Raw genomic sequence first — 24260 nt, 5'->3', positions numbered from 1 at the left:
AAAAAGCATATGTTAAGGACTAGTATTTATGAACGCAAAAGCATTACACGTACTTGAGTACGATAAAATAATAGAAAGACTGGCGGATCACGCCACATCAGAGCCGGGAAGAAAGCTCTGCAAGGAGCTTGTTCCTTCTTCAGATATCAATGAGATAAGGAATAATCAGAAAAAGACCTCTGATGCTATTTCAAGAATATTCAAAAAAGGATCAACTTCTTTTGGGGATAACAGGAACTTTGAGGGAACTCTTAAGGCACTTAAGATAGGAAGTGCTCTTGAGCCGGTGTCACTTCTAAGGATAGCTGCATTTCTCGACAATGTTAACAGGGTAAAGACCTATGGAAGACCTACAAGGGACGATGAAACAGGTGACTCCCTCACAGAGTCTTTTGAACTATTAGAGCCACTTACTTTTGTGTCAGCAGAGATCAGAAGATGCATAGTGTCTGAGGATGAAATAAGTTCTGATGCAAGCCCTGCCCTCAAGCATATCAGAAGGGGCATAATGCTCACCAATGACAGAATACATGAGCAGCTTGGCAGGATGCTAAACGGATCCATGAGGACATACCTTCAGGATGCTGTTGTCACCATGAGGGACGGCAGGTACTGCATTCCAGTGAAGGCGGAGTACAAATCACAGATAAATGGTATTGTTCATGACCAGTCTTCATCCGGTTCAACTCTTTTTATAGAGCCGGCAGCAGTTGTAGAACTTAATAACAAGCTGAGGGAAATGGCACTTCAGGAGAGCGCTGAGATTGAAAAGATTCTTCTCGAGCTCAGCCTCAAGGTTGCAGAGCATATTGACTCTATCAAGTACAACTCAGACATTATGACAGACCTTGACTTTATTTTTGCCAAGGCTTCCTATGCGCTTGAGATAAATGGAACAACACCTATTTTCAATGACCAGCACGCATTTGATATCAAGAAGGGAAGACACCCTCTTATTGCAAAAGATAAGGTGGTTCCTATTGACGTTTATGCCGGAAGAGATTTCGACATGCTCATTATCACAGGTCCCAATACCGGTGGTAAGACTGTTACCCTTAAGACGGTAGGTCTTTTGACACTTATGGGACAGGCCGGCCTTGCGATCCCTGCAGGGGATAAGTCAGAGCTGTCAGTGTTTAATGAGGTATTTGCCGATATCGGAGATGAGCAGAGTATTGAGCAGTCACTGTCTACTTTCTCATCACATATGACCAATACAGTATCGATCCTTGAAAAAGCTGATGAGAATTCACTTTGTCTTTTTGATGAATTGGGAGCAGGAACTGACCCCACAGAGGGAGCGGCTCTTGCCATATCAATTCTTAACGACCTGCACAGCAGAAGGATAAGGACACTTGCAACAACTCACTATAGCGAGCTTAAGGTTTATGCCCTTAACACTCCCGGAATTAAGAATGCCAGCTGTGAATTTGATGTGGAATCATTGAAACCAACATATAAGCTTCTTATTGGAATTCCTGGAAAGAGCAACGCTTTTGCTATATCATCAAAGCTTGGCCTTCCGGACAGGATAATCGAAGCCGCAAAAGAGCAGATCAGCACTGAGGATAAGCGCTTTGAAGATCTTTTGGCTGACCTGGAGAAGAGCAGAAAGATCATTGAGAATGAGCGACTTGAGATTTCTGAGTACAAAAAAGAAGTTGAGCAGCTTAAGTCTCAGCTTGAGGAAAAGACTGAAAAGCTCGACAGCCGCAAGGATGACATCATAAGAGAGGCCAACGAAGAAGCGAGAGCTATTTTGCAGGAAGCAAAGGATCTTGCTGATGAGACCATAAGGACTTTCAGAAAAGCAGGACCAAACGCGTCAATTCAGGACCTTGAGAGAGCCAGGACCAATGTCGGACAAAAGATATCTGACAAAAACAAGGCGATCTCCAAGAAAGCTGAAAAGGCAAAAGAAACTCATCCTATATTAAAAGAGTCTCAGCTTAAGCTCGGGGAGTCAGTAAAAATCGTATCCATGGGACTTAAAGGAACTATCAGCTCTAAGCCTGACAAGGATGGCAATCTCTATGTGCAGTGCGGAATCATGAGGACTAAAGCCAATATCAGGGATCTGGTTCTTATAAAGGATGATGATGCCAAGACGGCTATGAAGAAGTTCTATGGCAGGACAAGCGGAAGTTCAGGTTCAAAGATGGATCTTTCCCGTGCTGCCAGCATCAGGACTGAGATTAATCTTATTGGTAAAAACAGCGACGACGCCATTGCGGCTCTTGATAAGTATCTGGATGATGCCTACATGTCACATCTTAATAATGTAAGAGTTGTTCATGGTAAGGGTTCAGGTATCCTTAGGCAGGCAGTACATAATTATTTGAAGGGCGTTCCTTACGTGAAGTCCTTTAAACTTGGGGAATTCGGCGAAGGCGATGCCGGTGTTACAATAGTAACTTTTATTAAATAAACTTTGGGGGAAAAGATGGTTAGCAAACAGAAAATTCTTATAGTTGATGATGACAACAACATTGCAGAGCTCATATCTTTGTATCTGGTAAAAGAGTGCTTTGAGACCAAGATATGTAATGACGGCGAATCTGCGATAAACACTTTTGACACATTTAAACCAAATCTCATTTTGCTTGATCTGATGCTTCCGGGAATTGATGGATACCAGGTCTGCAGAGAGATAAGGACCAGGTCACAGACTCCTATCATCATGCTTTCCGCAAAGGGCGAGGTGTTTGATAAGGTTCTCGGTCTTGAGATGGGCGCTGACGATTACATGGAGAAGCCCTTTGATTCAAAAGAACTGGTGGCAAGAGTAAAGGCGGTATTAAGGCGCTTTAAGCCTCAGGTTCAGGAAGCTCCTGAGTCTAATGACAAGGTAGTAAGATATCCTGATCTTGAAATCAATATGACCAATTATTCGGTAAATTACATGGGCGAGCGTGTGGATATGCCACCTAAGGAGCTTGAGCTTTTATACTTCCTTGCAGCTTCACCAAACCACGTGTTTACACGAGAGCAGCTTCTTGATCAGATCTGGGGCTATGAATATGTTGGCGATACCAGAACTGTAGATGTACATATAAAAAGACTTCGTGAGAAATTAAGCGATCACGAGAACTGGCGTCTTGCAACAATCTGGGGAATAGGATACAAGTTTGAGGTAACTGAATAAATGAAGAGAACTCTTTATCTGAAGTTTCTTCTTGCCTATCTTCTGTTTGGTGTATTCGGGTTTGTTATTGTTGCCACATTCGTTTACAGCATGACCTATGAGAGACTGCGAAGAGATAAAACTGACAACATGTATCAGGTTGCCACTCAGATTGCAAACACGTACGCGGCAGATCTTTACAATAGTGAAACTTCGCTGGAAGCAGTACATACACAAATGGTCACATTGTCCAAATATATGGATAATGAACCCATATGGATAATCAACCCTTCAGGCAGACTTGTCCTTGATTCGTCGAGAGTAATAGGACCCGGAGATGAGATAGTGATAGAAGGCTTTAATCCTTCTGTGCTTGGCGGGTCTTACTATACAACCGGCAATTTCTGGGGCTCTTTTAACGAAGATGTCATAAGTGTATTTGCGCCCATAACTGCCAACTATAAGGTTCAGGCGTATGTCGTTATTCATGAACCTGTATCGGACCTGGTGGAATCGGCCAATGAATTTTTGAATATATCCTACCTTATGCTGATAGTTCTTTTCCTGTTGTCACTGATAATCCTTATCTTTTTTACGGAGCTTGTATATATTCCGCTCAGAAAGATAACCAAGGCGACGGAGCAGTACGCAGCAGGAAATATGGGATATGAATTTTCGGTTGAGTCTGAAGATGAAATGGGATATCTGGCAGCATCTCTGTCTTATATGGCGGGCGAGATTGCACGCGCAGAGGACGATCAAAAGAAATTTATTGCCAATGTTTCACATGATTTCAGGTCTCCGCTTACATCTATCAGAGGTTATCTGGTGGCAATGCAGGATGGAACGATACCCCAGGAGATGCATGAGAGGTACCTTGGCATTGTAATCAATGAAACTGACAGACTGACCAAGCTTACCAATGAGCTTCTTACCTTGAACAACCTAAACACTAAAGGTATGATGCTCAATAAATCTGATTTTGATATAAACCAGACTATAAGGAAAGTCGCAGAGTCTTTTGAAGGAACCTGCAGAAATAAAAAGATTGCCATTGAGCTGATCCTTACAGATGAGAAGATGCTGGTAAATGCAGATGTGGATAAGATCCAGCAGGTGCTCTATAATCTTGTGGATAACGCCATAAAGTTCAGCCATCATGATTCATCCATCAAGATTGAAACCACAGAGAAACACAGCAAGGTTTTCGTTTCAGTAAAGGACAGCGGAATTGGAATTCCCAAAGAGGATCAGAAGCTTATTTTTGACAGATTCTATAAATCTGATTCTTCAAGAGGAAAAGATAAGAAGGGCACAGGTCTTGGCCTTTCTATCGTAAAAGAAATAATAAAGGCCCACGAAGAAAATATTAATGTTATCAGTACTCCCGGCGTTGGAACAGAGTTTATTTTTTCTCTGCCAAAGTCTGCAGTAATGGATGCTGATGACGAGGAGTAATTTAAATGCATATAGTTTTACATCAGCCGGAGATACCACAGAATACCGGAAATATCGGAAGAACCTGTGTTGCAACAAACACAAGTCTTCATCTTATTGAGCCACTTGGCTTTAGTATCAATGAAAAGGCCCTTAAAAGAGCAGGAATGGACTACTGGCCCAAGCTTGACGTCACTAAATATATTGACTACGAAGATTTCAAGGCAAAGCATCCGGGGGCAAAGATCTGGTATGCCACGACAAAGGCGAAACACTCTTATACCGATGTTTCTTTTGGTATGGATGACTTTATAATGTTCGGCAAGGAAAGCGCCGGAATCCCTGAGGAAATACTGGTGGACAACGAAGAAACCTGCATTCGAATCCCTATGGGAGAGGATATTAGGTCTTTAAACCTGTCTAATTCAGTAGCGATAGTTTTATATGAAGCTCTCAGGCAGAACGAGTTTAAAGGACTTGAGAGAGAAGGCGAACTTCACAGGCTTCATTGGAAAGAGTGATGACAGGGAGTCTATAATAGCGAGAGTTTTTTGTAATAGATTGGAAATTGTATGGGTAAGAAAATAAAGACAGTTTGCAAATATCAAAAAGATGATCTGCTCACAGTAGAAATAACTGACATAGGAAATGACGGAGAGGGCATAGGCAAGGTTGACGGCTATACCCTCTTTATTAAAGATGCGGTAATAGGTGACAAGGTAAGTGCCAAGATAATGAAGGCAAAAAAGAACTATGCCTATGCCCATTTGGAAAAGGTTTTGGAGCCATCTGTTCACAGACAGGAAGCAAGATGTCCTATTGCGAGACAGTGCGGCGGATGCCAGCTTCAGAACATGACCTATGAGAGGCAGCTTGAGTTTAAACAGAATAAAGTAAGGAACAATATTGTTCGCTTAGGCGGATTTGACGAGTCTTTTATCGATAGCATCATGGAGCCAATAATCGGTATGGAAGAGCCCTGGAGATACAGGAACAAGGCCCAGTACCCAATTGGCACCGGCAAGAATGGAAAGCCTGTTGCAGGCTATTATGCAGGAAGAACTCACAGTATTATTCCAGTGGATGACTGTTTTATCGGAGTTGAGGAAAATAAAGAGATCCTTAATGTTGTGCTTGCACACATGGAAAAACATGGAATTGCAGCTTACGATGAGGCGGCAGGCAAGGGGCTTGTAAGGCACGTTCTCATAAGGAAGGGCTTTACAAGTGGACAGATCATGGTGTGCCTTGTTATTAACTATAGAGGAAAAGCTGTTGGAAATAGCAATGAATTTATAGCGGCTCAGAATGAGCTTGTTAAGAAACTCCAGAATATTAACGGTATGACCAGCATTTCTGTCAGCATAAACACTGATAAGACCAACGTTATCATGGGAACAGAGATCCATACTATCTGGGGAAAAGATACGATTTCAGATACTTTATGTGGACTAGAATTTGAGATTTCACCTCTTTCTTTTTACCAGGTTAATCCCAAGCAGGCCCAGAGACTCTACGAACAGGCAATTACATATGCCGGCTTAACAGGGAATGAGACGGTCTGGGATCTTTATTGCGGTATCGGAACAATATCTCTGGCTATGGCGAAGACTGCAGGGAAAGTCTACGGCGTAGAGATCATTCCTGATGCAATTGAAGATGCCAAGCGAAATGCTAAGAGAAACGGCCTTGATAACGCGGAGTTTTTCTGCGGAAAGGCAGAGGAAGTTCTTCCGGAGTTCTATGAGAGGCTAAGTAAGGAAGCCAAGAGTGAAGGAACAATCGCGGAATCAGGTATGAGTGGCGAAGAAGACAATGTGAAAGCTATCCATCCTGATGTGATAGTCGTAGATCCGCCTCGCAAGGGCTGTGATGAGAAGTGCCTTGAGACGATGCTCAAGATGAGTCCTGACCGCATTGTATATGTCAGCTGTGATTCAGCAACCCTCGCCAGAGACTTGCGTATCCTCGCTGATGGAGGCTATGCACTCAATAAGATCCGTGCCTGCGATATGTTTAGCTGGTCCGGTCATGTTGAAACTGTCGTTGCACTGAATAGGGACCACTTGGGGACGGGGTTAGTGGGCCATTAAAGCCATCGAGGAAACATTTGTTTCTATATGCGAAGTTAAAGTAAAATGAGCTTTTCTGCACTCAACCAGCGGTAGAGTTGCAGGAAATCAACCTACGGTTCGTGTAAAAATATGATGATACCGGCTATGCTTGAGTCATGAAAGGAGGTGCCCGATATGGATCAAATCAAAATTGGAAAATTCATAGCATCCTGCAGAAAGGAACAGGGCATGACTCAGGCAGTCCTTGCCGAGAAGCTCGGAATCAGTGACCGGGCGATATCAAAATGGGAGACTGGAAAGTCTATGCCAGATTCCGGGATTATGTTGGAGCTGTGTGAACTTCTGAAAATTAACGTCAACGAACTCCTGTCGGGCGAAAGAATTATGGCAGAAGCATATGACAAACGGGCAGAAGAAAACCTGCTGGCAATGAGGCGAGAGGTTGAGGAAAAGAACAGACAGATGCTTAAGACGGAATACTGGATCGCGTTTCCTGCCGTCATTTCCGGACTGGTCATGGTGTTTGTGGCTTCATTTATAGAGATGCCAGTCTGGCTGCGAATTGCACTTATCGTGTTTGCTCTCATAATGATTTTTACGGTCGCTTTTATCGCTGTGGGCATTGAGCAAAAGGCCGGATACTATGAATGCCAGAATTGCCACCACAGATATGTACCTACATACTGGCAGACAAATCTTGCTATGCACATGGGACGGACAAGGTATATGAAATGCCCGGAGTGTGGAAAAAGAAGCTGGCAGAGAAAAGTTCTTACAAAAGAAGAGTAAGCAGACCAAGGCTCCTCGCTACTGATTAGGTTCAGTGGCAAGGAGCCTTTTTATGCTTCGATTTCGATTTTGATCCCGGAACTTGAATTATCAATTCAGAGAAAGAAGTTTGAAGAAGCAGGCTTTGAGATAATAAGAGCTGAAGAAGTATTTAAACCAATCAGGTTCTACGATGTTGGGGCATTTGTATGGTTCGCGCATATTATTGAATGGGAATTTCCGGGTTTCTCTGTTGAAAAATGCTTTGACAAATTACTTGAAATACAGGAAGTAATTGACAAGAATGGTTTTGTAGAAGGTACTATTCACAGATACCTTATAGTGGCAAAGAAGGCTCGTTAAAACCACTTGACTACGCGAAATATCTGATGCTATACTCCGGATATAAGAACATTTGACGAGCAGGAAAGGCACCCTGCGCTCCCTAAGTGGAATCTGATATGATGGATACGCCGCCCATCCAAATGTTTTTATGTTTTCACAGCGGATAATGTCAAGATCCTGATTGATGCTGCTGCATAAGAAAGAATTCTTTGGGAACGGGTTTTTACCGCGGATCATGTTACAGTGTGCGGGTTGCTCGTTCTTTTTCTTTGTTACTTTGGTTTGTACATTAGAACACATGTCGAAAGATTATATGATTTTGCTGGATTATTAAAGAATGTTACAAGTATCATTGATGCCGCAAGGAAGAATAGCGTTGAGGTTATTTATGTTCAACATGATGATGGTCCGGGAACATGTTGTTGAAAAAAATGAAAATCTTGCTGATTATTCTATGATGCGAGGATTTTGAGTTGACATGACGGCGTTACATGATTATACTCATAAAAAATTGAAGAAAGCAGAAAAGATATGAAATATACATTTCTCAATAATTCTAATACACCAAATACTAATCCCGTGAATACTAATCAGGGGACTTTTGGTGTTATGAATGATGAGGAAAAACAATATTTTTACTAATATTATTTCTGTATATAAGATATAGTGAAGCCTCATCAGACAATAGTAGTTTGATGAGGCTTTCTTTATATAAAAAAATAAATGGAGGATTTGTTATGGAACTAGTAAGAGTACAGGATTCTGATTATCGAAAAACATATGAACTTTATATGTCCTTTCCTGAAAATGAAAACGGGTACATGAATAATGTATACGGTTATAGCTATGAACAATTTCTTGAGTGGATTGAAAAAAAGAGAAATTGGTCAATGGGGAAAAATCTTCCTGAAGGATTTGTTCCTGATACCACATATGTGCTTGTTGATGAAGGTGTTTATGTCGGTGTTTTTAATTTAAGACATTGTTTGAATGATTTTTTGAGAGAAGGACCTGGTCATATTGGCTATTGTATTTCGAAAAAATATCGTGGAAAGGGATATGCAACAAAAGGACTTGAGCTTACCCTTACGAAGGCAAGGCAGATGTGCATTCATGAAGTATATATGTCTGTTAATAAAGATAATCCTGCAAGCCTCCGTGTGCAGATAAAAAATGGAGCATATATTCATCATGAAAATGCAACAGAGTATTTTACACGGATAAATGAGATTGAGGAAGGCTCTTCAAGGGAAGAAATTATCAACAAATTTTTCTCTCAATATGAAGAGGATGGTCGCCTAGAAAGAACAGTGCATGGGCGACTTGAATATACTACGACGATGAATTATATCCACAGATTTTGTGCTAAAAATTCAAAGATTTTGGAAATCGGAGCAGGAACAGGAAGGTATTCTATAGCTCTCGCAAAAGAAGGAATGAATGTAACTGCCGTTGAACTTGTTGATAAGAATTTGGAGATTCTAAAGGAGAAAAGCAAGAGTATCAGTAATATAAGGTCACTCAAGGCAGATGCCACAAATCTTAACATGTTTGAAGATAATAGCTTTGATGTTACACTTGTATTTGGACCACTGTATCACTTGTACGAGAGCAAAGAAGTTAATAAGGCAATTGATGAAGCTATCAGAGTAACAAGACCAGGTGGAGTGATAATGTTTGCATTTATATCGGTATATGCAATTATGTATTCAAATTACTTTTATGGAAATTGGTCTAAGGGACAAGAAGAGAACTTTACAGTTGATAATAAGGTTAGACATTTTAAGGAACAACTCTTTACCGGTTATGATATTTTAGAATTTGAGAATCTGTTTAAGGACAAAAACGTAACGTATATTACAACGACAGGTGTAGATGGACTTATTGAGCCAATTGAGCATAGGGCAGATTTTGCAATCTCCGACGATGACTTTAAGAGACTTTCAGATTGGTATATGTCATACTCTGAAAAAAGGGAATTGCTTGGGAATACAAATCACCTTTTGTATATATGTAAAAAGCCTTGAAGAAATGTAGAATATTTTTTGAATGAAAACCAAGGAGCAAAACATTATGGAGAAAGAGATATTATGATGATTGAAGAAATAAGAACAAGGCTTTTTGAATTACAGGATAAAAAATATAGGGATTTTCAGAGTGGGCTCATACCGACTGCAGAAAAAGAAATGTTCATCGGGGTGAGGACGCCGGATCTTAGAAAATATGCCAAAGAGCTGGCGAAAAAGGAAGGTATTGATGAATTCCTAAGTGACCTTCCCCATAAGTATTTCGATGAGAATCAGCTTCAGGCTTTTATCATATCTGAGATAAAAGACTATGATAAATGTGTAAAAGAGCTGAATGATTTCCTTCCATTTGTGGATAACTGGGCTACGTGCGACCAGATGTCACCAAAGGTTTTCAAGAAGCATAAAGAGGATTTGCTAAAAGAAATACCAAAGTGGCTTAAGTCAGATAAAACCTACACAATCAGGTTTGCTATTGGCATGCTGATGCAGCATTTTCTGGACGAGGACTTTGATGAAAAATACCTTAAAGAAGTGTCAAAGATCAGATCAGATGAGTACTACATCAACATGATGATAGCCTGGTATTTTGCTACAGCTCTTGCCAAGCAGTATGAGTCAGCAATTTTGTATATCCAAGATCACAGGCTTGATGTATGGACCCATAACAAGACAATTCAGAAGGCAATTGAGAGCTATAGGATTACGGATGAAGCAAAAGAGTATTTGCGCGGTCTGAAAATAAAGACACAAAAGTAAAAATATACTTGCATTTGCGGAAAATACTGTCTGTTGTCACTTTTTTAGTTCAATTCTCTAAAGTGTTATAGTATAATCGTGGGGATGCTATAAGACAAAACTATAACAGGGAGAATGGTATGGAAAAGTTTAAAGAGTTTTTGAAGAGGAAAGATATTGAGATTTCCTTGAAGCGCTATGGTATTGATGCGCTGGGAGCAATGGCGCAGGGATTATTCTGTTCACTTCTTATCGGAACTATCATCAACACAATCGGGACTCAGTTCCATGTTCCTTTTTTGATGAAAACAGTGGCAACGATTGCCGGTACAGAATATACAGTTGGCGGTCTGGCTACAGCGATGAGCGGACCTGCAATGGCAGCAGCTATAGGATATGCTCTTAAGTGCCCGCCACTGGTTCTTTTTTCAATGATAACAGTTGGCTTTGCTGCGAACGCTTTGGGCGGAGCAGGTGGCCCTTTGGCTGTATTGTTCGTTGCAATACTTGCAGCAGAATTTGGTAAAGCAGTTTCCAAGGAGACAAAGATTGATATTCTTGTCACACCTCTTGTAACTATAGGTGTTGGAGTATTTTTCTCATGGCTCATTGCACCGCCTCTTGGAAGAGCAGCTATGTGGATAGGAAACCTCATTATGTGGGCAACTGAGCTTCAGCCATTCCTTATGGGAATTTTGGTTTCCGTTCTTGTTGGTGTGGCTCTTACACTTCCTATTTCTTCAGCAGCAATCTGCGCAGCCTTTGGTCTTACAGGACTTGCAGGCGGAGCAGCTGTAGCAGGATGCTGTGCCCAGATGATCGGCTTTGCAGTTATTTCTTTTAAAGAAAATAAGTGGGGCGGACTTATCTCACAGGGAATCGGAACATCCATGCTTCAGATGGGAAACATCATTAAAAATCCTAGGATCTGGATCGCTCCAACACTTGCATCAGCCATAACAGGCCCTATTGCTACATGTCTTTTCAGATTGCAGATGAATGGAGCTCCGGTTTCATCAGGAATGGGAACCTGCGGAATGGTAGGACCTATCGGAGTTTATACAGGATGGGTCGGCGATGTGGCAAATGGCGCCAAGGCAGCTATCACAGGATTTGACTGGTTTGGACTTTTAATGATTTCCATAGTGCTTCCGGCTGTTTTTTCACTTATAATAAATGCAGGTGTTAAAAAACTTGGCTGGGTAACAGACGGAGATATGAAACTTTAATGTTTAGAGATAATATAATTTATGCAGTTATAGGGGCAGCGGTGGTTTTACTTGCTGTCCTTATACTTTATCTAATTAAAAGACATAAAATGCGCCCGCTTCCTATGGATGAAATGGAGGGGCATGACTTCGAGTATTATTGCGCGGATCTGTTAAAAGACAATGGCTTTCTCGAAGTTGAAGTGACCAAGGGGAGCGGCGACTTTGGCGCTGATATCCTTGCTGAAAAAGATGGCGTGACATATGCTTTTCAGTGTAAATGCTACGATAAGCCAATTGGAGTCAAGGCTATCCAGGAGATATACGCGGGGCGTGACTACTATGGCAGGATGGTTGGTGTTGTCATGACCAACCAGTACTTCACACAGCCTGCTGTGGAGCTGGCTACAAAGCTCAACATCATGCTTTGGGACAGGGGCTATGTGGATAACATGGAAAAGAAATGAGAAAAACAGGAGCAAAAAGTGATAATAGAAATTAAAGATGATTTTGATCTTGGGAAAATAGCTGACAGCGGACAGTGCTTCAGGTTTAACAAGTGCGGAGAAGAGTCGCAGGAGCACTACAGCGTTGCAGCATTAGACAAACATGTGCTGGTTAAAAAACTTGACGGAAACAGGTACGAATTTAGCTGTGACCAAAAAGAATATGACTCCTTTTGGAAAAACTATTTTGATATGGACATCAGCTATAGCGATATTCGTGCAAGGATTGATAAAACCAAAGATGAATATCTTTATAATGCTTCAGAATACGGCAAAGGAATAAGAATTTTGAGGCAGGATTCGTGGGAAATGCTTATTTCTTTTATCATATCCCAGAGAAAAAATATTCCTGCTATCAAAGCCTCAATTGAAAAACTCTGCGCTCTTGCGGGGAATGAAATTGATGAGGGAGAAGAGTTTGGGAAAATATATTCTTTTCCCACTCCTGAAAAAATAGCAGCTTTATCAATGGAGCAGCTATCATCCTGTAGCCTTGGATATAGAGATAAGTATGTTCATCAGGCGGCACTTGATGTGGCAAGCGGCGCTGTGGATCTTGATAGATGGGGAAAACTTTCTGATGAAGAGTTGATGGAGAATCTCCTTAAATTATTAGGTGTTGGGGTTAAGGTTGCAAATTGTGAGATTCTTTTTGGCTATCACAGGCTTGATGCATTCCCGATAGATGTGTGGATAAAAAAAGTTCTTGATGCACATTATCAAAAAGGCTTTTCTTTTGAAAGCTATGCTCCTTTTAATGGGGTTATGCAGCAGTATTTGTTTTTCTATTCAAGAACAGGAGGGTAATTTCTATGGGGAAAAATGAAGAAAAAAGTGTGATCCAAAGGGCCAGTGGCCTTAGGACCGCAGAGTATATCTGCTATGCATTGGGGGATGCGGGTGGATGCCTGGTGTTTGGGCTGGTGACTTCCATCCTGCAGACTTACTATACGGATGTACTTATCTTAAGTCCGTTCTTTATCATGATCATGTTTGTGCTGACAAGAGTCTGGGACGCGGTGAATGACCCAATTATGGGGCGCATCTGTGATACAGCGAAGGTCTCAAAGCATGGTCGATATCGTGTGTGGTTTCTTCGCGTGGCAATACCGCTTGCTATAGCATCTATTCTGTTGTTTTGTAAATTCCCGGGCTTTGGTACGCCGGGAGACAATCTGCCTGCCTATATTTATGCGACAGTGACCTATGTTGCATGGGGAATGATCTATACCATGCTGCAGATTCCTTACGGCTCCCTTGCAAGTGTTATCACTTTGGATGACAAAGAAAGGTCCAAACTGTCAGTATTTCGTGCTGTTGGTGCGGCTTTTGGTTCTATGCCTGTCATGGTGCTTTCAATGCTTTGCTTTAGCACTGATAAAACAACAGGTCAATCCATCGTAAAATATGATGTTCTTTTAACCGGCGTTATTGTCATGGCTCTTTTATCTATGATAGCGCTTCTATTTGCATTCATTGGTACAAAAGAGAGAGTGAAGGCGGAGCCAAAGCACCATGAAAAGGGCGCAGCAGGCAAAGCTTTAAAGCTTATCTTTGGAAACAAGTCCATGTTATCTATTTCAGTGGTAGCTATGCTTCTTTTGGCAGGGCAGATGTTTACTCAAAGCTACTATGTGTATCTTATCCGCTACTATTTTGGAAAGGGCGGTATTTTTGTATCACTTCCGACTATCCTTACCTATATTCCAATGGCTATACTGATGGCATTTACTCCAAAGCTCGCCAGAAAGTATGGCAAAAAAGAGATTACTTCCGTAGGTATGATTATTGCGGCAGCAGCGAACTTTTTGATGTTTTTCCTGAAATTCCTGGATTCGGCAGCGGCACTGATGCCATTTATGCTTCTCTGCTTTGTCTCCGGATTTGGTTTGAACCTTTTTGTTTTGCAGCTTTGGGCTATGGCAGGCGATGCCATTGATGAGATTGAAGTCACTACCGGCAGCAAGGACAACGGAACCGCTTATGCATTCCTTAATTTCTTCAGAAAACTGGGGCAGGTAATCTCAGCCATTGCGGTAAATGCAGCTCTTTTGGCAATGGGATATTATGACACCGCAAGTACGCTGGAATTCAAATTTACCGGAACGCAGCTGTCTTTAATGTATGTACTGGCAACCCTGATTCCTGCAGTGATGTTTGCCCTGATGGCTCTTTTCCTGATTGTCTGGTATCCGCTTTCAAAGGAGAAAGTGACAGAACTTCAGGCAAAAAAGGAAGCATACTTTGGAGTTGAGAATTTATGAGTGATAATAAGTTTATTGAAAAAGAAACAGAACTGGGAAGAATTAGAGGCTTGGAGAGAGAAGACGACCTGGCCTTTCTTGGGATTCGCTATGCAAAGGCAGAGCGTTTTTCCTATGCTGTTCCTGTAGAAAAATGGGAGGGGACATATGATGCCACGCACTTCGGAGATGCATGTACTCAGTACAGGACCTACTTTCCGCATCTTGATGTTCCGGAGAGACTTTTTTATCACCGGGAGTTTAGAGAGGGGCTGAACTTTACCTATAGTGAGGACTGCCTTAATCTAAATATCTATGCACCAAAGGGTGTTCAAAACGCACCGGTTATGGTTTTTATTCACGGCGGAGGCTTTAATTCCATGGCCAATTCCGAGGGCTATCTTGATGGCGCTGGTTATGCGAAGCGTGGAATCATACTTGTGTGCATAAACTACAGGGTGGGAGCCTTTGGATATCTGACTCATGAGGAAATACAGGAAAAGAATGGCCGCGACGGAAACTTTGGACTGGACGATATTTTAGTTGCCATTAAATGGGTAAAAAGACATATCGCGTCCTTTGGCGGCGATGCTGAAAATATCACGGCTATGGGACAAAGCGCTGGAGCGATTTCTCTGCAATACCTCTGTCTTTCTCAAAAAGCAGAAGGTCTCTTTAAGCGTGCTATCATGCTCTCTGGTGGAGGTCTTTTTCCTAAGAAAGCTAGGCCAAAGCCTGCTACTGAAACCAGAGAATATTGGAAAGAAGTAATGAAAATAGCCGGGGTAAAGACTTTAGAAGAATTCCGGCACTTGGATGAAAAAGAAGTGATGGCAGCCGTTGAAGTTATCAAAACTGAGCGAAATGACAATCTGGTAAACACACAACCGGTTGTGGATGGTTATCTTCTGGAAAAAGATACGGCGCAGCTGGTGAAGCATCCTTTGCGCATTGACTATATGGCAGGTACCACATCCAACGATATGTTCAATGTGGTCCTTTACCACATGGCTTGGAAATTTATAAAGAGCAATAGAGGATATCGCTATTTCTTTGATATTGATGCGCCGGGAGATGATAACGGTGCCTTTCATTCTTCGGATCTGAGGTATTTCTTTGGTACTTTGGATAAGAGCTTCCGACCTTATGGCGAGAAGGATAAGGCTGCATCAGAACTGATTATGGATTACGTGGCAGCATTTGTAAGAACCGGTAATCCCAACGGAGAGGGGAGACCGATTTGGAAAAAAGGCGGAAAGCCTTTGTACATCTCTGAGGGTGGCTTTCGAATGAAGCGGGCAAATCCTGTTTTGCTGATTCGAAATACCTTTAGGGGAGATCCCAAATAAATACGAGTACTTTTGAATATAGTATTAAACGTCTGATTGCCTTATGGTGGTCAGGCGTTTTTTAGTAGGGTTCTCTGAAAGCGCTAACAATGCAATTTTACATGTTGTTGGATGCAAAAAATATATTGTCTACCGCAAATTATTAAAAATGCACAGTTTTTATTCTGTAAGTTTGTTGATTAATTAGTGCAATATCACAATGAAAACCAGTTTTAAGATATTGTTTTCGTCATTATTTCTATGTTATGATGGTAGCACGAATTATAAAAATGTAAGCGTTTACATTATTAAGAAAGTATAAACTTGCATTTTTATAGGGGTGTTAAGATTCGTGTTTTGTGGGAGACACATAAATTGGGAGGAGAGCAATGAGAAGAAAAGGACTATGCAAAAAAGCATGGACTAAGGTTGGGGCTGTACTTATGTCTGCTGCGATCGTGATGGCAAATGTCACCATGGTAATGCCGCAGACTGTTGTCTATGCAGAAACAACTGACAATTCATCAGAATCTACAAGTGAGATTTCCGAAGAAGGTAGCACTGATGGAAGTTCTGATGCATCATCTGAAGTATCAAGTGTTGATGAGGAAAAAGAAGAAACAGTAACAGTTAAAACAGAGGATGCAGCAACAACTTTGGCTGGAACTGAAGTGGCAACTTCTTTGACTGCAGCAACAGCAGGAGCGACCTTACTTGGAGCGGCTGCAAGCGGAAATGCGTCTTCAGGAGCAGCATCCGCAAGTTCTTCAGCTGCAAGTGAAGCATCATCAGAAGGAGCTGCATCAACCAGCGCATCTTCAGTTGAGGGCTCTGCGGCAAGCAGTGCTTCTTCAGTAGAGGCAGTTACAGGAGCAACATTTATACCGACAGAAGAGGAAGAGACTTCAGGCGACTATACTGTTGATGTCTGGGATTTTGGAGCAGAACAGCTTGAGGGTGTTAATAACAAGCTGACAGTAGATATTATTAATGGATTTTATGATTCTTCAATAAGTGTGGGATCAGAAGGCGCAACTGTTTCAAGTTTTGAAACTGACGACCTTAAATTTGAAGGATCAGGAAAGGCCCACAGGATCAGGACAACTAATACAGATATTACGAGGTGGGATAAAAAGTCTAAAAATGACGCCGACGGAAATACTTATACAGGATATATTTATTCGAATTCTGGCTCTACAGATTCGGTTTATTTATCCATTGATATGGAGGCTGATGAGCAGGTAACTTTTTATGCCGGTTCAAATGGTAATGCGGCACTGTATTATTTTGTTAACATGAGTGACGCAAGTGATGTTCAGACTGCAGATTACAGTGGTAAAAATGGCGTAGAGCCTCTTACCTTCTATGCGAAAGAGGATGCCACATACAAATTGTATTGTTCTAATGAAAAATTAGTAGTGGCAAGAATTATAAGAACTCAGGCCACATATCACACTGTTTCAGGAACTGTTAGCGGATTGGAAAATGCAGAGGGAGTAAGCCTCTTATTTGAAAATCAGTCAAACGGTAGAGTAACATCTGCTGAGATAGTTGATGGAAGCTATAGCATATCGCTTGCAGAAGGCTATACATATGATGTCAGCTTAAACGGAGCAGATGCCTATGTCATAGAAAGTGGAGCAGTCGTGGAAGTTGAAGATGAAGATATGACCCATGACATTACTACTTCAGGTGTAGACCTTGTTAATTACAAGGGTAAGATCACCGGTATTTCAGAGGATGATATAGAAGAATTTGTTAAAGCTGCAGAATTCACTTTTAAGCCTTCTGATGAATCTTCTGTATATGTTCCCCAAATTGTCATGAATGTTGCAGATGCTTCTATCGAGTATGAAGTTACTCTTCAGGATAAAGTGGCATACTCTGTGGAAGTGGCTGATAAGGAAGACACAGCAACAGACAGTTATGCCAAGGTAGAGGATTACAATCTTTTGACAAAAGAGATATCTGTAGACGGGGCAAATGATAATTTCGAGATAGCATTCGAGGCAAAGCCGGTCTACAATGTCACAATTGTTCCAAGTGGGGCAACTTTAGATGACCTGGCAAAAGCGACATTTACATTTACAAGACTTGATACAGAAAATGATTATGTGGCTGACGGATATGTCTATGTATTTACAGGACCAGATAATATCGCACTTAGAGATGGCCAGTATACTGTAGAGGTATCAAATGCAGGAGCATTTGTTCAGAAACTTACAAATGATCTGATCGTAAAAGGCGCTGATGTGTCTAAGAAAATAGAATTCTCTTCAGATATTACAGAGTGGGATTTTTCTGATACAGCTTTTGCAAATAAGTTTTCGAATGCAACAGAAGGTACTTACAATGGCTTATCATGGACAAACGGAAGATCGCATAATGGCGTATATCTTTATTCGGGACAGGGAACAATATCTGTTCCGGTAAAAGGGGCGTGTCAGATACAGGTAACTGCCAATTATCAGTATTCATATTACTTTGAAAATGAGTCAGAGAAATCCGTTAATGTGAAAACAGGTTCCACAAGTCAGAATGATATTTTTACCTACGACTACAATGGTGAAAAGGGAACTTTTGATATAACTGTTCTGGGTTCATCATACATTACCAAAATTGCAACGGTATATCAGACAGAATACAAGTCAGAAATATTAGTTGGAGCATCAGAAGCGGCAGATTATGATTCCATTGGCGAAGCTCTTGAAGCGATCCGCCTCATGGAAAGAGAAAATGATGAGAGAGTAATTGTTAGCATTGAACCTGGTAACTATGAGGAAATGCTTGTTGTAGATGTACCTAATGTAACACTGAAAAATGCGAGCGCTAATCCCACAAATACGCTTACAAATGCAGGTGTTGATATTGATGACAATGCAGTTCGTATCACTTGGTACTATGGCCACGGATATACTTACTACAGTATGGGAGATGATTATAAGTATGATGCGGATGTCCTTGCCACAAATGAAGCCAACGGTTATGCATCTGTAATCAATCCGGGTTCAGGAACAAATACATACTGGAATGCAACTGTTGTAGTAAGTGCTTCCGGTTTTGAAGCTAAAGACATTATTTTTGAAAATTCTTTTAACCAGTATATGTCAAAAAAGGCCGCAGAGGATGTGATCGTTCCTCAGAGCGGTGCAAAAGAGGGATCTGTAGCCCGCGCAGGTATGTCAGTCGGAGATACAACTGTCCAGAACAAGTCATATGTTGAAAGAGCTGCAGCTCTTGCTCTTACATCATCAGCTACAGAGGCATATTTTGATAAATGCCGAATTGTGGGCCGCCAGGACACATTATATGGTTCGGTTGGAACAACAGCAGCATTTTATGATTGTGCAGTATATGGCGGAACAGACTATATCTTTGGCGGCATGACCGCAGTATTCGCGAAGTGCGACCTTGTTCTTAACACAAGTGAAGACAAAAATGACGTTGCTTACATAACTGCAGCTCAGCAGAAATCTGCAAGTACACGTGGCTACCTTATGTACAACTGTACAGTTACAAGCACAACACCGGGGGTTGACACAGCATCAAGCTATAAGTCAAAGCCGGGACAGTTTGGAAGACCTTGGCAGGCAAACACTTCAGAGGTTGTTTTCTTTAATACAGTTGTAGGGTCAACAAACTGGAGCCGTGGTACAGATGGCAAGTATGTTTATGATGCAGACTCTAACGTATCACTTATCCAGCCAGAAGGATGGAACACGTCACTTAGTGGAGAGTCTGCAAGATGCGTTGAATATGGCACATATGAAGTATCGGGAGAAGATAACAGTGCATCTCGTGTAACTTGGGCACAGCAGCCTGAAACAGCTGTTTGCTCAGATGGAACAGCAATATCAGTAGCAGCATTTTTGGGCGAATGGGATCCGTTTGAGGAAAATGGTAATGACATGACCATTACTTTCCCTGATGGAACAACAGCCGAGGAACCCGTTGCGGATGAAAACGAAAAATCTGATGAAACGACGACCACAGAATACACATTTGAATCATCGGATTTGACTGCTTTTGTTGTCGGAGCCAAGGGTGACGGAGAAACTGAAAAGGCTGGCACAGATGAATACTTTACATTAGTATACAGCGCAAAATCTAAAGTTGATTCAAGTGCAAAAACTTGGGATGATGGATATGCATCTTCGCAGCGATTGAGTTTTGGCAGCAAGGTAAGTACTGAGAAAAATGCAATTAAGTTTACTACATCAAGCGATGAAGCACAGGTTGAAATATGGTGGGTTCAAGGTGGAGATGATAACAGAGAGATGGCTGTTATTGATGAAAACGGAGCTGTGGCTGCTATAACATCCGGAACCTATACCAAAAATTCACCTTATTATTCAAAGCTTAAGTTAGAAAAATCAGGGACTTACTACCTGGGAGGCAGTACCAACAATAATAATATCTATAAGGTTGTTGTAACTGACAGCGAGCCGGAAGAAGTAACAAGAGCCGACTGGAGCAGTGTGAGTGCTCCTGTTATCGAGAGTGTTGCACTTAACGAAAGTAATGCAAATAAGATTGACGTCAAAGTAAATGCACTTATCGGGACAGATGGCGGAGACAGTCTTGCAGTAACTATGTATGATGAGGGTGGGCTTGCAAAAGAAACTCAGAAGTCCTCAGCAGAAAAAGAGTCCTTCGATTTTTCTTTTACCCCTGATATTAGTGGTAAATACTATTTCGTAGCATCTCTCTCAAGAGATGACGACACGGAAACAGAGGCAAAGACAAGCGCTAAGTCCGAACAGTTTGACTTCACACTTCCTCTTACAGCTCCACAGTTTAAAAATGCGGTAAATAAGGGGAATGGAACTGTAACAGTAAAATTCTATTCAGTAAAAGAGGCTACTGAGTATACTCTTTTAGCCATTGATACAGAAAATGAATCATCATCAGAAATAAAGACAACATACACTCCTGAAGAGGTGGTAACAAATACTTCAACAGAGTACAACTATACCTTCAAGGGGCTTACAGTTGGCCATGAGTACAAGCTTGTATTATCAGCAAAAAGAGGCGAAGAGACTTCTGCTGAAAGCACAATGAGTATTGAGGTTACTGAAGATGGTGAGCAGGAGTGGACTTTTGCTGCCTTCGGATCAGGAGTTAATACTTCCTACAACAAAGCAACAGTTCATGATGATGGATCGATCACTGTAGCATCAACGAACGGTAAGGGTAAGCTTGTTCCTGCTTCTACAGACGGTCTTGCATTCTATTATGCGACCATACCTGCAAGTAAGAACTTTACTCTTTCAGCAACGGTAACAATAGATTCCTGGACGCTTTCAAATGGTCAGGAAGGCTTTGGACTTATGGCAGCAGACGCTGTTGGAGTAAATGGAGATTCTTCAGTATTCTGGAATAACTCCTACATGGCAAGTGCTACAAAGGTTGAATATTACTACGATGCATCAACTGGAGAAGTGACAGATGACACAAGCGCCAGCAAGATTTCAATGAAACTTGGACTTGGATCACAGCAGAAAATTGGTGTCACACAGGATAATCTGGAGAGCTTGAAAGCTAATGATACAGAAGTTACGAAAAAAGAATTCTCATCAACAATGAGAACACTTGAGACATCATGCGGCAGCAGCGGAGCAGGTACATACAATATCGTTGGCAATGCTTCGAATGATGTAAGTGGAACAGTAGCAAATCCTATAACAGAATTTAAACTTACAATTCAAAAGAACAACACGGGATACTTTGTAAGCTACACAGATGCTGAAGGAAACACAACGACAAACAAGTATTACGATACTAAGGCGCTTGAAAATATTGACAGTGACTATGTTTATGCCGGATTCTTTGCATCAAGAAATGCTACAGCAACCTTCAGCGATATTGAACTTACACTTGTAAATCCTGAAGATGATGAATTGGCAGAAGAAAGACCTATTACGTATGTAACACCAAGCTACAAGATCATTTCAGCTGCTTATTCCAATACAGCTGAATATACACTTCAGTACACAGGTAACGCGGACGGCGTACTGACAATTACAGATGCAAAAGGAAATATTCTTGTAAATGCCAAGACTGTGGAGGCAAACGCAGTTGAGAGTGTTGAAACAACACTTAATAAGGGCGATAACACCTTTGCTGTGAAATTTATCCCGGATGAATTTTTCCATCCTGAGAATGATGAGTATCAGCTCCTTTCATCATATGAAGCAAGCACATTTACGCATACTGTAAATTACAAGACTATCAGTGATGCAAAAGAGATATATGTATCCCCTGAGGGCACAAGCACAGGGGAAGGAACAGAGAATTCTCCAGTAGACATCTATACAGCAGTTAAATATGTACAGCCCGGACAGACAATAAGACTTGCCGGCGGCACATATTCACTTAAGAGTACTGTTACAGTTGCAAGGGGAATTGATGGAACTTCATCTAAGCCAATCAGAATGATTGCTGATTCTGATGACAGAGCAGTATTTGATTTTAACAGTGCATGCGCCGGTTTTGTATTTGCAGGAGACTACTGGTATGTGAGCGGAATTGACTGTACAAGATCAGGTAATTCCCAAAAGGGTATCCAGATATCAGGAAGTCATATAACACTTGAAGATATTCATGCATATGAAAATGGAAATACAGGTATCCAGGTAAGCAGATATCTTTCTACAGATGAATGGGATGACTGGCCAAGTGATGATCTTATCCTTAACTGTACATCCTTCAGTAATGCAGATGCGGGTTACGAAGATGCAGATGGCTTTGCGGCAAAGCTCACAGTTGCAGATGGAATAGTTTTTGATGGATGTATTTCCTATAACAATGCCGATGACGGTTGGGATCTTTTTGCCAAGGTAGAATCAGGTTGCATAGGGCAGGTCACAATCCAGAACTGTGTTGCGTTTGCAAATGGTTATGGCGTTGACGGAACAAATGAAGGTAACGGTAACGGATTTAAGATGGGCGGTTCAAGCATGTCAGGCCCACACAAGCTCATAAATTCTGTTGCATGGGGCAACAAAGCGAAAGGTATTGATTCTAACTCCGGTCCTGACATTCAGGTTTACAACAGCATGTCATTCAATAACGGCGGCAGCAATGTAGCTCTTTATACAAATGACACAGCTAATACTGATTTCTATGTAGATGGCGTGCTTTCATACAGAACAACCGGAACAAGCACGAACGAAACGCTCAAGCCAAAGGGAACACAGGACACATCAAAGATTTATGGTACCCTCAATTTCTTCTGGAACGATGGAGCATCTGCCAATAGTGATGGCCTTACGGTAGCAGACGACTGGTTTGTTTCACTTGAAGCACCTTACGCAAACGCTGCGGATCCTCTTGCAGTTGCAGAGAGAATTAGAAGTGGAAACGGAAAAATTGATCTTGGAGATTTCTTAAAGCTTACTGATAAAGGAATGGAGACACTTGCTAAAGCAGGTATTACATATTCCGACGTGATTGCTACATTAAATGGAAGCTACGAAGCTGCTTCATACAACTATGATTCATCAGAGGAAAATGATCCTTCCAGCGAAGCTAGCTCAGAATCAAGCTCAGAAGCAGGCTCTTCAGCATCAAGTTCTGAGGCTGGTTCCTCAGCGTCAAGCGAGGAATCAGGTTCTGCTGGAACAACACAGGAGTCATCATCAAGCTCATCAGGTTCATCAAAAGAGGAGCAGACAACTGAGAGCGGCTCGGAAGGAAATACATCTGGTTCAACATCAGGTTCTGATTCAGCAAGTGAGGGATCAGGAAGCACAGATGAAGAATCATCTTCTTCTGAATCTGATACAGCAAGTACTTCTGAATCAGTTCCTGCCAAGAAGGTAGAACCTGTTCCTGTAGTAAAAGCAATTGAGAATGTAGTTAAAAAAGTTGCTGACAAGGTTAACAATTTTGTGAATCGTATCTTTGGAAATGACAATAGGGACGACGAGCAGGAGGTTGCCGGCGCTGAAAGAGAAGAAAACTCAGACACAGCGGCAGATGGCAGTACACAAGAAGAACAGCAGACTGAAACGGCAGCAACTGCAGATAATTCAGGTGACAATGGTTCTCAGACCGCAGGTCAAAGTGCTGAGGAGAAGCCTTCAAATGAGCAGGCAACTCCTTCGGAAAAAACACCAATCCCTGTTGTGCCTGTAGCAGCAGGAGGAGCGACTGTAGTTGTTGTAGCGGCCGCAGCAGTTGCTGTAAAGACTGGGCTTATGGCTAAACTACTTGCTTTCCTTCACATCATAAAGTGATAAAAATAGAAAGCTCTTTTGACATGTGAACATTACTGATAAATAGTGGGAAGTTGTCCTCGAAAAGGGGGCAACTTCTTTTAAAATTAGCGAAATAAATATACACAAAAAGGCGAATACGTATATAATCCCATCTTTGACAGTCTAAATGCGAGGAACCGCAGTAATTATGCGGAAACCTCGCATTAGTTTTAGGGTAAAAGTGTAGCTATATATTATTA

At 41.6% G+C, this 24260-nt stretch carries 15 protein-coding genes; all 15 read left to right on the top strand.

Annotated elements, in window-relative coordinates; genetic code table 11:
• Window positions 1-28 precede the first annotated feature (28 nt).
• The 15 genes from C4S54_RS12440 to C4S54_RS12370 all read left to right on the top strand — a co-directional run bounded on the left by C4S54_RS12440 (window position 29) and on the right by C4S54_RS12370 (window position 24039).
• Window positions 29-2428 carry an endonuclease MutS2 gene (locus C4S54_RS12440; protein WP_103869821.1) on the top strand — a complete coding sequence of 800 codons (2400 nt, stop codon included), beginning with the start codon at window positions 29-31 and terminating at the stop codon, window positions 2426-2428.
• Window positions 2429-2443: 15 nt separating this feature from the next.
• Window positions 2444-3145, top strand: coding sequence for a response regulator transcription factor (locus C4S54_RS12435; RefSeq protein ID WP_022772332.1), 702 nt, complete (start codon window positions 2444-2446; stop codon window positions 3143-3145).
• A complete protein-coding gene (locus C4S54_RS12430; RefSeq protein WP_103869820.1) occupies window positions 3146-4582 on the top strand; it encodes a HAMP domain-containing sensor histidine kinase in 1437 nt (478 codons plus the stop codon).
• 5 nt (window positions 4583-4587) lie between these two features.
• Window positions 4588-5082 carry a tRNA (cytidine(34)-2'-O)-methyltransferase gene (locus C4S54_RS12425; protein ID WP_103869819.1) on the top strand — a complete coding sequence of 165 codons (495 nt, stop codon included), beginning with the start codon at window positions 4588-4590 and terminating at the stop codon, window positions 5080-5082.
• A gap of 51 nt (window positions 5083-5133) precedes the next feature.
• Window positions 5134-6654, top strand: a complete 1521-nt coding sequence (gene rlmD / locus C4S54_RS12420) for a 23S rRNA (uracil(1939)-C(5))-methyltransferase RlmD (RefSeq protein WP_103869818.1) — start codon at window positions 5134-5136, stop codon at window positions 6652-6654.
• Window positions 6655-6810: 156 nt separating this feature from the next.
• Window positions 6811-7425 (top strand): helix-turn-helix domain-containing protein, encoded by a 615-nt coding sequence (locus C4S54_RS12415; RefSeq protein WP_103869817.1) that lies wholly within the window; start codon window positions 6811-6813, stop codon window positions 7423-7425.
• Between the two features lie 69 nt (window positions 7426-7494).
• Entirely contained in the window at window positions 7495-7767 is a 273-nt protein-coding gene (locus tag C4S54_RS12410) for a hypothetical protein (protein ID WP_330405666.1), read from the top strand.
• Window positions 7768-8486: 719 nt separating this feature from the next.
• The gene (locus tag C4S54_RS12405; RefSeq protein WP_103869816.1) at window positions 8487-9776 is read left to right on the top strand and encodes a GNAT family N-acetyltransferase; all 1290 of its coding nucleotides are present in this window, start codon (window positions 8487-8489) and stop codon (window positions 9774-9776) included.
• A gap of 63 nt (window positions 9777-9839) precedes the next feature.
• Window positions 9840-10535: a DNA alkylation repair protein gene (locus C4S54_RS12400; protein ID WP_103869815.1), complete on the top strand. Its 696-nt coding sequence runs from the start codon at window positions 9840-9842 to the stop codon at window positions 10533-10535.
• A 119-nt stretch (window positions 10536-10654) separates the two neighbouring features.
• On the top strand, window positions 10655-11743 hold the full coding sequence (locus C4S54_RS12395) for a PTS transporter subunit IIC (RefSeq protein WP_103869814.1): 1089 nt from the start codon (window positions 10655-10657) through the stop codon (window positions 11741-11743).
• Complete coding sequence (locus C4S54_RS12390; RefSeq protein WP_022772341.1) at window positions 11743-12189, top strand: restriction endonuclease; 447 nt, start codon at window positions 11743-11745, stop codon at window positions 12187-12189. The genes C4S54_RS12395 and C4S54_RS12390 overlap by 1 nt, the downstream gene beginning before the upstream one ends.
• Before the next feature lie 18 nt (window positions 12190-12207).
• A complete protein-coding gene (locus C4S54_RS12385) occupies window positions 12208-13035 on the top strand; it encodes a DNA-3-methyladenine glycosylase family protein (protein WP_242973811.1) in 828 nt (275 codons plus the stop codon).
• A gap of 5 nt (window positions 13036-13040) precedes the next feature.
• Entirely contained in the window at window positions 13041-14492 is a 1452-nt protein-coding gene (locus C4S54_RS12380) for an MFS transporter (RefSeq protein ID WP_103869813.1), read from the top strand.
• Complete coding sequence (locus C4S54_RS12375) at window positions 14489-15820, top strand: carboxylesterase family protein (protein ID WP_103869812.1); 1332 nt, start codon at window positions 14489-14491, stop codon at window positions 15818-15820. Before C4S54_RS12380 ends, C4S54_RS12375 begins: the two co-directional genes overlap by 4 nt.
• A 368-nt stretch (window positions 15821-16188) precedes the next feature.
• Window positions 16189-24039: a pectinesterase family protein gene (locus C4S54_RS12370; protein ID WP_103869811.1), complete on the top strand. Its 7851-nt coding sequence runs from the start codon at window positions 16189-16191 to the stop codon at window positions 24037-24039.
• Window positions 24040-24260: the final 221 nt, after the last annotated feature.

The organism is Butyrivibrio sp. Su6 (genome assembly GCF_900108105.1).
Classification (GTDB): Bacteria; Bacillota; Clostridia; order Lachnospirales; family Lachnospiraceae; genus Butyrivibrio.
The sequence above is the reverse complement of the archived record's forward strand: the minus strand, read 5'-3'. Positions and strand labels throughout refer to the sequence as shown.